12 protein-coding genes and 1 tRNA gene are annotated in these 13,703 nt (G+C 67.8%); 8 read left to right on the plus strand and 5 right to left on the minus strand.

Translation table 11 applies throughout. The features are described 5' to 3' along the window. The coding region (locus PHR85_RS10605) for a phosphoribosylaminoimidazolesuccinocarboxamide synthase (RefSeq protein ID WP_300054061.1) at positions 1-797 on the plus strand (797 nt) is incomplete at its 5' end. 18 nt (positions 798-815) lie between these two features. On the opposite strand, the gene gph is transcribed toward PHR85_RS10605, so the two are convergent. Next, positions 816-1,475 (minus strand): phosphoglycolate phosphatase, encoded by a 660-nt coding sequence (gene gph, locus PHR85_RS10610; protein ID WP_300054064.1) that lies wholly within the window; start codon positions 1,473-1,475, stop codon positions 816-818. 157 nt (positions 1,476-1,632) lie between these two features. Here gph and PHR85_RS10615 point away from each other — a divergent pair, with 157 nt between their 5' ends. Together PHR85_RS10615 and PHR85_RS10620 are read left to right on the plus strand one after the other, a co-directional pair. Continuing rightward, the gene (locus tag PHR85_RS10615; RefSeq protein ID WP_300054067.1) at positions 1,633-3,381 is read left to right on the plus strand and encodes a methyl-accepting chemotaxis protein; all 1,749 of its coding nucleotides are present in this window, start codon (positions 1,633-1,635) and stop codon (positions 3,379-3,381) included. Between the two features lie 5 nt (positions 3,382-3,386). Next, a complete protein-coding gene (locus tag PHR85_RS10620) occupies positions 3,387-4,166 on the plus strand; it encodes a serine protease (protein WP_300054070.1) in 780 nt (259 codons plus the stop codon). A 55-nt stretch (positions 4,167-4,221) separates the two neighbouring features. Here PHR85_RS10620 and gdhA read toward each other — a convergent pair whose 3' ends face one another. After that, positions 4,222-5,565, minus strand: coding sequence for an NADP-specific glutamate dehydrogenase (gdhA, locus tag PHR85_RS10625; protein WP_300054072.1), 1,344 nt, complete (start codon positions 5,563-5,565; stop codon positions 4,222-4,224). A gap of 23 nt (positions 5,566-5,588) precedes the next feature. On the opposite strand from gdhA, the gene PHR85_RS10630 reads away from it, so the two are divergent. Together PHR85_RS10630 and PHR85_RS10635 are read left to right on the plus strand one after the other, a co-directional pair. Beyond that, entirely contained in the window at positions 5,589-5,756 is a 168-nt protein-coding gene (locus PHR85_RS10630) for a hypothetical protein (protein ID WP_300054075.1), read from the plus strand. Between the two features lie 61 nt (positions 5,757-5,817). After that, positions 5,818-9,273, plus strand: a complete 3,456-nt coding sequence (locus PHR85_RS10635; RefSeq protein WP_300054077.1) for a pyruvate carboxylase — start codon at positions 5,818-5,820, stop codon at positions 9,271-9,273. Between the two features lie 45 nt (positions 9,274-9,318). Here the strand turns inward: PHR85_RS10635 and PHR85_RS10640 are convergent. The 3 genes from PHR85_RS10640 to PHR85_RS10650 all read right to left on the minus strand — a co-directional run bounded on the left by PHR85_RS10640 (position 9,319) and on the right by PHR85_RS10650 (position 10,819). Continuing rightward, positions 9,319-9,394, minus strand: a tRNA-Phe gene (locus PHR85_RS10640). Between the two features lie 32 nt (positions 9,395-9,426). Then, positions 9,427-9,828, minus strand: a complete 402-nt coding sequence (locus PHR85_RS10645) for a YkgJ family cysteine cluster protein (protein WP_300054080.1) — start codon at positions 9,826-9,828, stop codon at positions 9,427-9,429. Positions 9,829-9,841: 13 nt separating this feature from the next. After that, on the minus strand, positions 9,842-10,819 hold the full coding sequence (locus PHR85_RS10650) for a tetratricopeptide repeat protein (protein WP_300054083.1): 978 nt from the start codon (positions 10,817-10,819) through the stop codon (positions 9,842-9,844). 116 nt (positions 10,820-10,935) lie between these two features. Here PHR85_RS10650 and purE point away from each other — a divergent pair, with 116 nt between their 5' ends. The 3 genes from purE to PHR85_RS10665 are packed head-to-tail and all read left to right on the plus strand — an operon-like array spanning position 10,936 to position 13,702. After that, positions 10,936-11,439 (plus strand): 5-(carboxyamino)imidazole ribonucleotide mutase, encoded by a 504-nt coding sequence (gene purE / locus PHR85_RS10655; protein ID WP_300054085.1) that lies wholly within the window; start codon positions 10,936-10,938, stop codon positions 11,437-11,439. Further along, on the plus strand, positions 11,436-12,650 hold the full coding sequence (locus tag PHR85_RS10660; RefSeq protein ID WP_300054087.1) for a 5-(carboxyamino)imidazole ribonucleotide synthase: 1,215 nt from the start codon (positions 11,436-11,438) through the stop codon (positions 12,648-12,650). The genes purE and PHR85_RS10660 overlap by 4 nt, the downstream gene beginning before the upstream one ends. Continuing rightward, positions 12,641-13,702: an L-threonylcarbamoyladenylate synthase gene (locus PHR85_RS10665; RefSeq protein WP_300054089.1), complete on the plus strand. Its 1,062-nt coding sequence runs from the start codon at positions 12,641-12,643 to the stop codon at positions 13,700-13,702. Before PHR85_RS10660 ends, PHR85_RS10665 begins: the two co-directional genes overlap by 10 nt. The last annotated feature ends 1 nt before the right edge of the window (position 13,703 follow it).

Below are 13,703 nucleotides of genomic sequence, written 5' to 3' on the forward strand. Positions count from 1 at the left end.
ACCGCATCAGCGCCTTCGACGTCATCATGGGCGAGCCGATTCCCGGCAAGGGCGAGCTGCTGACCCGCCTGAGCCTGTTCTGGTTCGACCTGCTGGGCCCGAACGGCCAGAACATCTGCCCGATCCACCTGACCGGCCAGGACCCGACCAGCGTGGTCAGCGACGAGGAAAAGCCCCTGGTCGCCGGCCGCTCGATGCTGGTCAAGCGCCTGAAGCCGATCCCGGTCGAGGCGGTGGTGCGCGGCTACCTGGCCGGCAGCGGCTGGAAGGAATACCAGGAAAGCCGCTCGGTCTGCGGCGTGGCCCTGCCCGAAGGCCTGCGCAACGCGTCCAAGCTGCCCGAGCCGATCTACACCCCGGCCGCCAAGGCCGAGGTCGGCGAGCATGACGAGAACATCACCTTCGAGAAGACGGTCGAGATGATCGGCCCCGAGCTGGCCGGCAAGATCCGCGAGATCTCGATCCGGCTCTACCAGGCCGCGCGCGACTTCGCCGCCACCAAGGGCATCATCATCGCCGACACCAAGTTCGAGTTCGGCCTCGACACCGACGGCACCCTGGTGCTGATGGACGAGGTGCTGACCCCGGACAGCTCGCGCTACTGGCCAGCCGACAGCTATGTCGAAGGCAGCAACCCGCCGAGCTTCGACAAGCAGTTCCTGCGCGACTGGCTGGAGACCGCGACCGTCAACGGCCAGCCCTGGAACAAGACCGCCCCGGCGCCGCGCCTGCCACGGGAAGTCATCAGCCAGACCGCCGCCAAGTACCAGGAAGCGCTGGAGCGGGTGCTGGGCTGATCATCCTGGGCTGAGCGTTCAGCCCAGCAACTGGCCGATCCGCTCCAGGTAGGCCAGGGCCGGTACCTGCCCGATCGGCTCGCCGTGGTTGTAGCCGTAGGTCACCAGCGCGACCGGGCAGCCGGCCGCGTGCGCGGCCTCGGCGTCATTGCGCGAGTCGCCGACCATCAGCGTGCGCGCCGGCGGGGTGCCAAGCGCGCGGCAGGTCTCCAGCAGCGGCAGCGGATCGGGCTTCTTGCGCGCGAACGAATCACCGCCAAAGACGAACTCGAAATAGCCATCCAGCCCCTTGGCCGCCAACAGCGGCCGCGCGAAGGCCAGCGGCTTGTTGGTCAGACAGGCCAGCCGCAAACCGGCATCACGCAGCGCCTGCAGGCCCTCGGTCACACCCTCGTAAAGCTCGGATGCGCTGCCGTTGATGGCCAGGTAATGGCGCTGGTAGGCCTCCCAGGCCGCCTGGTACAGGGCGGGATCGCCGCCGACCTCGGCCAGCGTCTGGCGCAGCAGATGTTCGCTGCCCTTGCCCACGGTGCGCGCGACGAATTCGCGCTCCACGCGCCGCAGGCCCAGTCCGTCCAGCGTCAGGCCCAGCGCCACGACAAAGTCACCCTGGGTATCGACCAGGGTGCCATCGAGATCGATGATGGCGGCGTCGAGACGGGAATGGAGCAGCAGCATGAAATGGGGTCAGAAAAGAGGGAACAAGCTGCGCCATTGTCCCATTGCGACACCCGCCACGACGGCCATGACCAAACTTTGAAAGCAGGATGGCCCTACCCGTATGATGTGGACCTGCTGTGCATTGTTCAATTTATTTTCAGAAGAATAGGCCATTATGAGACTTTCTGATTTCAGGGTCGCGACGCGCCTCGGGACTGGCTTCGCGCTGGTGCTGGCGCTCCTGCTCACGATCGCGCTGACCGCGGGCATCCTGATCAAGCGCGTCAATGACAACGGGCGTTACTATTTCGAGAACATCCAGCCTTCGCTGGACGTCGTGTCGGCGGTCCGTGGCGATCTGGAAAACATCCGTCGCGCCGAAGCCAACCATATCCTGGCCAACTCGGAAGAGGAAATGACCGCCTTCGAGCAGCGCATCGCCAGCAAGCGCGAGCAACTCAACAGCGCCCTGGCGTCCTACGAGAAATTGGTGGCGGACAACGAGGACAGGCAGCGCTGGCTCCAGGCCCAGTCCAGGGTGGCGGCTTATCTGGTGATCTGGGACAAGCTCCAGCCGCTGTCGCGTCAGACGGCGACCGACCCGACCGCGATGGAGAAGGCCAGGAGCCTGTTCGCGACCGACGGGCTCAAGGCTTTCGATGCCGCCTTGCGCAGTCTGGAGGCGATGTGGGACCACAACGAAACGGTGGGCCAGGCCAAGGTCCAGGACGCGGACGCGGCCTACGACACCGCCAAGTTCACCCTGACAGGATTGGGGGCCTTGGCGCTGGCGCTGGGCGGCCTCTCGGCGCTGCTGATCGCCCGTTCGGTGACGCGGCCACTGACCCAGGCGCAGGTCGCCGTGGAGCGACTGGCCGAGGGTGACCTGACGATCACGCTGCACGCCGAGGGCAGCGACGAGATCGCGCAGCTGGTCCAGGCCGTGTCCCATATGAAGGACAACCTGGCGCGCACCGTCACTCACATGCGCCAGAACGCCGAAACCGTGGCCAGCGTCAGCGAGCAGATTGCCCACGGCAACCTCGACATGAGCCAGCGCACCGAGGAGCAGGCCAGCGCGCTGGAGGAAACCTCCGCCTCGATGGAGGAGCTGGGCAGCACCGCGCGCCAGAACGCCGACAACGTCAAGCAGGCCACTCAGCTGGCGCTGGGGGCATCGAGCGTGGCGACCCAGGGTGGCGTGGTGGTCGACCAGGTGGTCGACACGATGAAGAGCATCAACGAGGCCTCGAAACGGATCGCCGACATCATCAACGTGATCGACGGCATCGCGTTCCAGACCAACATCCTCGCGCTCAACGCGGCGGTCGAGGCCGCGCGCGCGGGCGAGCAGGGACGTGGCTTCGCCGTGGTCGCGAGCGAGGTGCGCAGCCTCGCGCAGCGCAGCGCCGATGCGGCCAAGGAAATCAAGACCCTGATCACGACCAGCGTCGAGCGTGTCGGGCGCGGCACGGTGCTGGTCGATCAGGCGGGCACCACGATGAGCGAGGTCGTCACCTCGATCAAGCGCGTGACCGACCTGATGAACGAGATCAATGTCGCCAGCAACGAGCAAAGCAGCAACGTCGCCCAGGTCAGCAACGCCGTGACCCAGATGGACCGCGTGACCCAGCAGAACGCCGCGCTGGTCGAGGAAAGCGCGGCCGCCGCCGAAAGCCTCAAGCAGCAGGCCCACGACCTGGTGCAAGCCGTCGCGGTGTTCAAGTTGGCGCCTGGCAGCTCGGGAGCCGGTGGCGCAGCGGTCATCCGCCCCTCGACGGTGTACCGACCACCCGTTTCGCGGCCGGCACCCCGGCCCGCGGCCAGCCCGCCGGCCCGAGTGACCGAGTCACCATCGGCTCCGGCGCTTGGGTCGGGAGCAGCCAAGGTGCCTGATGATGATGACGACTGGACCACGTTCTGATCCCGATGAAAACCTCACAGCCCAAGGATCCGATGGCCAGCCGACCCGCCGTGGACCCGCTGTTCCTGGCGACCGCTGGCATCACCACCTATGACGGCAGCCGGGCGCTGACCAACGCCAGCGGCTTCTTCTTCCAGCGCGAGGATCGGCTCTACCTGGTGACCAGCCGCCATGTCCTGGTCGACAAGGCCAGCCATCACTACCCGGACCGGATCGAGATCGTGCTGCACCTGGACGCCAGGGACCTCACCCGCTACACCAGCTGCTCGATCCCGCTCTATGAGAAGGGGACCGCCGTCTGGCACCAGGGGCAGGACAGTGGCGGCGACATCGATGTCGCGGTGCTGCAGGTCGATCGCCAGGCCCTGCCGGAAGGCGCCATCGTGATTGCCTTCACGCCCGAACATCTGCCGCCGTCCTTTGATGCGGTGCCGGCCGATGCGGCGCTGTGCATCGCGGGTTTTCCGCTGGGTTTCCGGGACACGGTGCACCAGCTGCCGGTGCTGCGCCATGCCGTCATCGCGTCGCCGTTCGGCATCCGTTTTCAGGGGCGCGGCTTCTTCCTGACCGACGCGCGCACCCATCGCGGCACCAGTGGCGCGCCAGTCGTGATGCGTAATCCCTCACCCGGACCGGCCAGCCGCGAGCTGCCCTGGCGCCTGCTGGGGGTGCATTCGTCCCGCATGGACATGGGCAACCGCGACCGGGAGCTGGACGAATCACTGGGCCTGAACTGCGCCTGGTACGCCGACATCCTGCTCACGCTGACCCAGAAAAAGCCGTAAAGCGGCAGACGAAAAAAGCCGCCCGCAGGCGGCTCGGCGCTCGGCGCGGTGAGGTTCAGATCACGCCCTGGGCCAGCATGGCATCGGCCACCTTGACGAAGCCGGCAATGTTGGCGCCGTCGATATAGCTCACGCTGCCATCGTCGCGCTGGCCGTATTTCAGGCAGGCGGCATGGATGTTCTTCATGATGTCGAGCAGGTGTCCATCCACCTCTTCACGGCTCCACGACATGCGCAGGGCGTTCTGGCTCATCTCCAGGCCCGAGGTGGCCACGCCACCGGCGTTCGAGGCCTTGCCCGGGGCGTACAGCACGCCAGCGGCCTCGAAGGCCTTGGCCGCGCCGATGGTGGAGGGCATGTTGGCGCCTTCGGCCACGCAGAACACGCCGTTGGCGATCAGCGTCCTGGCGTCGCTTTCGTCCAGTTCGTTCTGGGTGGCACAGGGCAGCGCCACGTCGACCGGCACATGCCAGGGGCGCAGGCCAGCCTCGAATTTGGCACCAACCAGGCGGGCGTAGTCGCTCACGCGGCCGTAGTCCTGGTTCTTGACCTTCATCAGGAGGGTCAGCTTCTCGGGGGTGAAGCCGTCTTCGTCCACCACGGTGCCGCTGGAGTCGGACACGGTGACGACCTTGGCATCCAGCGCCATGGCTTTCGCGACCGCGTACTGGGCCACGTTGCCCGAACCCGACACCGAAACGCGCAGTCCTTCAAAGGACTTGCCGCGGGTCTTGAGCATTTCATCGGCGAAATAGACGGTGCCGTAGCCGGTGGCTTCGGGGCGGATCAGCGAACCACCAAAGCTCAGGCCCTTGCCGGTGAACACGCTGGCCGCGTTGTTGGCCAGCTTCTTGTACATGCCGGCCATGAAGCCGACCTCGCGGCCACCGACGCCGATGTCGCCCGCCGGCACGTCGGTGTCGGGGCCGACATGGCGGAACAGCTCGGACGCGAAGGCCTGGCAGAAACGCATGATCTCGCCGCTGCTCTTGCCCTTGGGGTCGAAGTCGGAGCCGCCCTTGCCGCCGCCCATGGGCAGCGTGGTCAAGGCGTTCTTGAAGGTCTGCTCGAATGCCAGGAACTTGAGCACCGACAGGTTGACCGACGGGTGAAAGCGCAGACCGCCCTTGTAGGGGCCGATCGACATGCTGTGCTGGATGCGGTAGCCCTTGTTGACCTGCACCCGGCCCTGGTCATCGACCCAGGAGACACGGAACATCACCACGCGCTCGGGCTCGACCAGGCGCTCCAGCAGGGCCTGCTCGGCATACTGGGGATGCTTCTCGATGAAGGGCCAGAGGCTTTCCATGACCTCGGTGACCGCCTGCATGAATTCGGGCTGGCCGGGGTTGCGGTCGTTGACCGTGGCGAGAAACTGGGCGAGGCTGGCGGTCGTCATGAGTGATCCGTGGGGTGCGCTAGTTGAACCAGCTGGTGATTTTCCCACACCTGATTCGCCAGAACGGCTCAAAACAGGAGCTGATGCACATGATTGGTGCAAAAAAGCAGTCTTGCTTGATTTTGGTGCACAAGGCCGGCGTGATCAGCCTGGCTCGCTCATGCGCGGACACGGGCTTTGTAAACGCATGAATGAAATTTGTTAACCGAATTTGATTGTCGGATTGAGGCTACCCGGACAGAATGATCCATCATGAAAAATTCAAGCATCAAGTCGCTGCTGGTCGCCAACCGAGGCGAGATCGCCATCCGCGTGATGCGGGCCGCCACCGAGATGGGGCTGCGCACGGTGGCGGTCTACTCGCACGAGGACCGCTTCGCGCTGCACCGCACCAAGGCCGACGAGACCTATCTGGTGGGCGCCGGCCAGAAGCCGATCGCGGCCTATCTCGACATCGCCGAGATCATCCGCGTGGCCAGGGAAGCCAAGGTGGACGCGATCCACCCCGGCTACGGCTTCCTGTCCGAGAACCCCGACTTCGCCGACGCCTGCGCGGCCGCCGGCATCGCCTTCATCGGCCCCCAGGGCGACGTCATGCGCACCCTGGGCAACAAGGTGGCCGCGCGCAACCTGGCGCAGTCGGTCGGGGTGCCGGTGATGCCGGCGACGCCGCCGCTGTCCCACGATCCCGACGAGGCGCTGGCCGCCGCCGCCGAGGTCGGCTACCCCGTCATGCTCAAGGCCAGCTGGGGCGGCGGCGGACGCGGCATGCGCATCATCCAGAACGAGCAGGAGCTCCTCACCCAGATGCCGGTGGCGCGCCGGGAAGCGCAGACGGCCTTCGGCAACGACGAGATCTACCTCGAAAAGCTGGTGCAGCGCGCGCGCCATGTCGAGGTCCAGCTGCTGGGTGACCGCCACGGCCACCTGCTGCACCTGTTCGAGCGCGACTGCACGGTGCAGCGGCGCAACCAGAAGGTGGTCGAGCGGGCACCGGCGCCCTACCTGGACCCCGCCACCCGCCAGGCGCTGTGCGAGGCCGCGCTCAAGATCGGTCGCGCGGTCAACTACACCCACGCCGGCACGGTCGAGTTCCTGATGGACGCCGACAGCGGCGCCTTCTACTTCATCGAGGTCAACCCGCGCATCCAGGTCGAGCACACCGTGACCGAGGCGATCACCGGCATCGACCTGGTCAAGGCGCAGATCGCGATCAGCCAGGGCGCCGAGATCGGCGTGGCCGGCGCCGTCGTGCCGGCCCAGGACGAGATCCGCCTCAATGGCCACGCGCTGCAATGCCGCGTCACCACCGAGGACCCCGAGAAAGGCTTCGCGCCCGACCATGGGCAGCTGTCGACCTACCGCTCGCCCGGCGGCTTCGGCGTGCGCCTCGACGGCGGCACGGCCTATTCGGGCGCCGTCATCACGCCGCACTACGACAGCCTGCTGGTCAAGGTCACGACCTGGGGTTCGAGCGCCGACAACGCGACCGCGCGCATGGACCGCGCGCTGCGCGAATTCCGCATCCGTGGCGTGGCGACCAACCTGGCCTTCCTAGAGAACCTGATCGCGCATCCGCTGTTCAAGAGCGGGGCCTGCACGACACGCTTCATCGACCAGACGCCCGAGCTGCTCAAGGTAAAGCCGCGGCACGACCGCGCGACCAAGCTGCTCAAGTACCTGGGCGAGGTCAGCGTCAACGGCCACTCCGAGATGAAGGGCCGCAGCCTGCCGAGCCTGCCGCTGCCCGCGCCCATCAAGCCGGCCTGCGACCTGACGCGGCCGCCGCCGCAGGGCATGCGCGACCGGCTCAAGAGCCTGGGTCCGGTGGGCTTCGCCCAGTGGATCAAGGCCCAGCAGCGCGTGCTGCTGACCGACACCACCATGCGCGACGCGCACCAGTCCTTGCTGGCCACCCGCATGCGCACCCACGACATGCTGGAGATCGCGCCGCACTACGCGCGCCTGGCACCCGAGCTGTTCTCGCTCGAATGCTGGGGCGGCGCCACCTTCGACGTGGCGATGCGCTTCCTGGGCGAGGACCCCTGGCAGCGTCTGGCGCAGATCCGCGCCGCCGCGCCCAACATGCTGCTGCAGATGCTGCTGCGCGCCTCCAACGCGGTCGGCTACACCAACTACCCCGACAACGTGGTCAAGTTCTTCGTGCAGCAGGCGGCCCAGGGCGGCATCGATGTCTTCCGCGTCTTCGACTCGCTCAATTCGGTCGACAACATGCGGGTGGCGATGGACGCGGTCAACGAGACCGGCAGCCTGTGCGAGGCCGCGATCTGCTACACCGGCGACCTGTTCGACCAGAACCGCTCGAAGTACGACCTGGCCTACTACGTCCGGATGGCCAAGGCGCTGGAGAAGGCCGGCGCCCATGTGCTGGCGATCAAGGACATGGCCGGCGTCTGCCGCCCACGCGCGGCCTCCGCCCTGGTCAAGGCCCTGAAGGAAGAGACCGGCCTGCCGATCCACTTCCACACCCACGACACCAGCGGGCTGGCCGGCGCCAGCGTGCTGGCGGCGATCGAGGCCGGCTGTGACATCGTCGATGGCGCGCTCGACGCCATGAGCGGCCTGACCTCGCAGCCGAACCTGGGCAGCATCGTCGCGGCGCTGGAAGGCTCGGCGCGCGACACCCAGCTCGACCCCAGCGCGCTGCGCGGCCTGTCGCACTACTGGGAAGGGGTGCGGCGCTACTACGCGCCGTTCGAGAGCGAGATCCGCTGTGGCACCTCGGACGTGTATCGCCACGAGATGCCCGGCGGCCAGTACACCAACCTGCGCGAGCAGGCCCGCTCGATGGGGCTGGAGCCGCGCTGGCCGGATATCGCCGAGGCCTATGCCCAGGTCAACCTGCTGTTCGGCGACATCGTCAAGGTCACGCCGACTTCCAAGGTGGTGGGCGACCTGGCGCTGTTCATGGTCGCCAACGACCTGACGCCCGAGGACGTGCTCAACCCCGAGCGCGAGATCGCCTTCCCCGAGTCGGTGGTGCAGCTGATGCGCGGCGAGCTCGGCTTCCCCGCAGACGGCTTCCCCGAGGCGCTGCAGCGCAAGGTGCTCAGGGGCCACGCGCCGCTGACCGGCCGCCCCGGCGAGCACCTGCCCGCCGTGGACCTGGAGGCCGCGCGCGAGCAGGCGCAGAAACTCGTCGGCCACGCCGTCAACGACCAGGAGCTGGCCTCCTACCTGATGTACCCCAAGGTCTACCAGACCTACAGCCGCCAGCGCGGCCAGTATGGCGATGTCAGCTTGATCCCGACGCCGGCCTATTTCTACGGCCTGCAGGACCACGAGGAGATCGCGGTCACGATCGAGAAGGGCAAGACGCTGCACCTGCGCATCGAGGGCCGCACGCCGGCCGACGACGAGGGCAGGTGCCGGCTGTTCTTCGAGCTCAACGGCCAGCCGCGCATGGTGCGGGTGGCGCTGCTGGGCGCGGCGGTCAGCACCAAGTCGCTGCCCCAGGCCGAGGAGGACAACCCGGCCCATGTGCCGTCACCGATGCCGGGCACGGTCGCGCGGCTGGCAGTCAAGGAAGGCCAGCGCGTGCTCAAGGGCGATATGCTGGTCAGCATCGAGGCGATGAAGATGGAGAGCCTGGTGGTGGCCGAGCGCGAGGCGACGGTCAAGACCATCCATGTCAAGCCTGGCGATGCCGTGCCGGCCAAGGCGCTGCTGCTGGAACTGGAAGCTTGAAAACCAAAAGCCCGCAGTCGCGAATGCAACTGCGGGCTTTTTATCTGGTGGCCTGGGACGGAATCGAACCATCGACACGCGGATTTTCAATCCGCTGCTCTACCAACTGAGCTACCGGGCCAAGTCTTCGATTATGACACAAGCCGGAGCGGTTCAGCCGGCCTTGCCGCGCGCCTCGTACGGACAATGGTTCGGTCGCGGTCCCACCTGCGGGTGCAGGCGGCAGGTGCCGGGGCGCTTGTCGTAGACGGTGCAGCGGCGCGTCCTGGCGTCGAGGAACTGGCAATCCCCGCTGGCCCGGCGCGCCAGCGTGAAAATGCTGTTGCGGAAGTTGAAGTGGTCGATCAGCCCGGCCTTGCTCAGGCGCTTGGCGATCTGCTTGGGTTCCTCGTGCTCGGCCTCGAAGGGGTCGACCAGCTCCAGCCGTACCAGGTCGGGCAACCTGACCTCGACCGGCATGGTGCAGCAGTTGGCGACGCAGTTGTCGCACAGGCCGCCGCGGTAGCGGGTCCAGGTATCGAGCCGGTCGACGTCGACGTAACGCAGGGTTCTCACCGGATGGGTGCGATCAGTTCAGCGCCATGCTGAGCTTGCGGCGGTAGCGCGCCACCAGCTCGGCCTGCGGGTCCTGCTGCTGCACGACCGGAGCCGCGATCTCGATGCCGCCGGCGCCCTTGCCCGCCGCACCGGGATCGGCCTTCGGCTTCGGGGGCGTCAGCAGCTCCAGCAGCGCGACATAGGTCTTGCGCGGCGCCTCGTCGGCCCATTTCTTGTCGCGCATGATGATTTCGAGCAGCTCCTCCATCGCGGCCTGCCAGTCGTCCTGGGCGATCAGCAGCCGGCTCTTGGCGAAGCGGCTGTCGAAGTCGCGCTTGTTGGCCGCGATCGCCTCGTCGAACTGCTCCAGCCGCCACTGGCCGCGCGGGTCGTTGCTGACGAATTCGAGCGCGTTGAGCCATTGCTGCAGCGCCTCGAAGCGCAGCTGCAGCGGGATCTGGCCCATCGCGGGCGCCAGCGCGGCGGCGGCCTCGGCCAGCTGGCCGTGACTGATCAGCCGCTTGACGTAGTCGAAGCGCAGGTCGTCATTGCCGGGGTTCTGCGCCAGCGCGTCGGCCATCTGCTCCTGCACCGAGCGGCCATCGGCCGCCTGGGCCGGTTCCGCATCGAGCCGGACTTCGGCTTCTTCCTCGACCTCCGCCTGCTGCTCGGCGGCGGGCAGGTGCTTGGCCAGGAAGGTGCGCAACTGCTCCGGCGGCAAGGCACCCACGAAGCCATCGACCGGCTGGCCGTCCTTGAACAGCACGCAGAACGGGATGCTGCGCACGCCGAACATCTCCGACAGCTGACCGGCGATTTCGGGCGTCTTGTCGGCGTCGAGCTTGGCCAGCACGAAGCGGCCGCCTTGCTCGGTCTCCAGCTGTTCGAGCCGCGGACCCAGCTGCTTGCAGGGGCCACACCATTCGGCCCAGATGTCCAGCAGCACTGGCACCCGGAACGAGGCATTGATGACTTCGGCTTCGAAATTGACAAGGTTGACGTCGATCATGGAATGGCGCGTTGAGGTCGAAGGTAAAAGCCGGCGGCGGGTCAGCCAGGCCGATTGCAAGGATTTTGCCCCTTATCTGGGGGCCAAAAGTAAAATCGCAACTTTTGGAGTGGCTTGTGAGCGAAGCAATCAAGGTGGGCGTGGTGATGGGTTCCAACAGTGATTGGGACACCATGAAGCACGCGGTAGAGATTTTCCAACAGTTCGGCATCGCCTGCGAGGCCAAGGTCGTGTCGGCGCATCGCATGCCCGACGACATGTTCGCCTACGCCGAAGCCGCGGTCGGCCGTGGCCTCAAGGCCATCGTCGCCGGTGCCGGCGGTGCGGCCCATCTGCCGGGCATGCTGGCGGCCAAGACCGTGGTGCCGGTGCTCGGCGTGCCGGTGCAGTCCAAGGCGCTGTCGGGCGTGGATTCGCTGCACAGCATCGTGCAGATGCCCAAGGGTATTCCGGTCGCGACCTTCGCCATCGGTGCCGCCGGTGCCGCCAACGCGGCGCTGTTCGCGGTCGCCATGCTGGCCAACGAGGACGCAGCGCTGCGCGACAAGCTCGAAGCCTTCCGCGCCGCCCAGACCGAGGCCGCGCGCGCCATGACCCTGCCGCCGGTGGGCCAGGCATGAGCGCCGTCAAGACCCTGCTGCCCGGCTCGGTCAACGCCGAAGGCCGGATCGCGACCCTGGGCGTGATGGGCGGCGGCCAGCTCGGCCGCATGTTCGTGCAGGCCGCGCAGGAGATGGGCTACTACACCGCCGTGCTCGACGCCGACCCGGTCAGCCCGGCCGGACTGGTCAGCCATTTCCACATCCAGACCGGCTACGAAGACCCGGCCGGACTGGCCGAACTCGCCGAGCACTGCGACGCGATCACGACCGAGTTCGAGAACGTGCCCGCCCCCGCGCTGCAGACCCTGGCCGCGACACGCCCGGTCGCACCGGCCGCCAGCGCGGTGGCGGTGGCGCAGGACCGCATCGCCGAGAAGGCGCATTTCGTCGCCTGCGCGCAGTCCGGCGGCGTCGGCCCCGCGCCCCATGCCGCGATCGAGACCGAGGCCGACCTGGCCGCCGTCGGCGATGACCTGCTGCCCGGCATCCTCAAGACCGCCCGCCTGGGCTACGACGGCAAGGGCCAGGCCCGCGTGAAGGACCGCGCCGAGCTCGCCGCCGCCTGGGACGGCATGGGCCGCGTCGCCTGCGTGCTGGAAAAGATGCTGCCGCTGAAGGCCGAGCTGTCGGTCATCGTCGCGCGCGGTGCCGACGACCAGGTGGTCAACTTCCCGATCCAGCGCAACCTGCACCGCGACGGCATCCTGGCCGTGACCGAGGTGTTCGACGGCAACGTGCCGGCCGAGCTGGCCGAGCGCGCCATCGCCACCACCGCCACGGTCGCGCGCCAGCTCGGCTATGTCGGCGTGCTGTGCGTCGAATACTTCGTGATCGACGACGGCAGCGAGCATGGCGACCTGATCGTCAACGAGATGGCGCCGCGCCCGCACAACAGCGGCCACTACACCATCAACGCCTGCGACTGCTCGCAGTTCGAGCTGCAGGTGCGCGCGATGGCCGGCCTGCCGCTGGTGCAGCCGCGCCTGCACAGCCCGACCGTGATGCTGAACCTGCTGGGCGACCTCTGGTTCCAGCACGGCCAGCCGGTCGAGCCGCCCTGGGCGCAGATCCTGGCGCTGCCGGGCGCGCACCTGCACCTGTACGGCAAGCTCCAGGCCCGTGCGGGCCGCAAGATGGGCCACCTCAACCTGACCGGCGCCAGCGTCGAGCAGGTGCAGGCCACCGCGCTGCGCTGCGCCGAGCTGCTGGGCATGGCGCCATGGCGCTGACGCTGGACGCGCGCGCGCTGCTGCAACCGGCGCAGGCCGACGCAGCCGCGCTCGCTCAAGCACAGCAGGCGGTCGAGCAGGCCGCGCGGGCCTTGAAAGCTGGCGCCCTGGTCGGCCTGCCGACCGAGACCGTCTACGGCCTGGCGGCGGATGCCGACCAGGCCGGGGCGGTGGGACGCATCTTCGACGCCAAGGGCCGACCGAAGAACCACCCGCTGATCGTGCATCTGGCTGGCGCCAGTGCGGCGCAATGGCAGGCCGGCGTCGACCATTACGCGCGCGAGCTGCCCGACTTCGCGTCCAAGCTGATGCAGGCCTTCTGGCCCGGTCCGCTGACGCTGATACTGCCGCGCAAGCCTGGGGTGGGCGCGGCATCGGCCGGTGGCCAGGACTCGATCGGCCTGCGCTGTCCGGCGCATCCGGTCGCGCAGGCGCTGCTGCAGGCCTGCGCTGCCATCGGCATCCACGGCATCGCGGCACCGAGCGCCAACCGCTTCGGGCGTGTCAGCCCGACCTCGGCCGAGCATGTGCGCGACGAGTTCGACGCCCTGCTGTCGGATGACGAGCTGCTGATTCTCGATGGCGGCCCCTGCCCGGTCGGCATCGAGTCGACCATCGTCGACTGCAGCCGTGGCCGCCCGGTGCTGCTGCGCCCCGGCATGATCGGCATCGAGGCGCTGGAAGCCGCCATCGGCCAGCCGGTCGCGCTGCGCGACCAGGCCGCGCCCAAGGCATCCGGTACGCTGGAATCGCATTACGCGCCGACCGCGCGCGTGCGACTGATGCCGCTGGCCGAGATGCAGGCCGCGCTCGACCTGCTCGGCGCCGACGCCAGCGGAATCGCGATCTACACCCGGCAGCCAGTCGGCAGCGCGAGCCGCCATCTGCTGCTGCGCTACATGCCCACCCGCGCCGACGCCTGCGCGCAGGAACTGTTCGCGGTGCTGCGCGAGCTCGACCTGCCCGACACCCGGCTGATCTGGGTCGAGACCCCGCCCGCCGATGCCGCCTGGGATGGCGTGCGCGACCGGCTGCAGCGCGCGGCGGCCTGAA

The sequence above is a fragment of the Malikia sp. genome, from assembly GCF_028687635.1.
Lineage (GTDB): Bacteria > Pseudomonadota > Gammaproteobacteria > Burkholderiales > Burkholderiaceae_C > Malikia.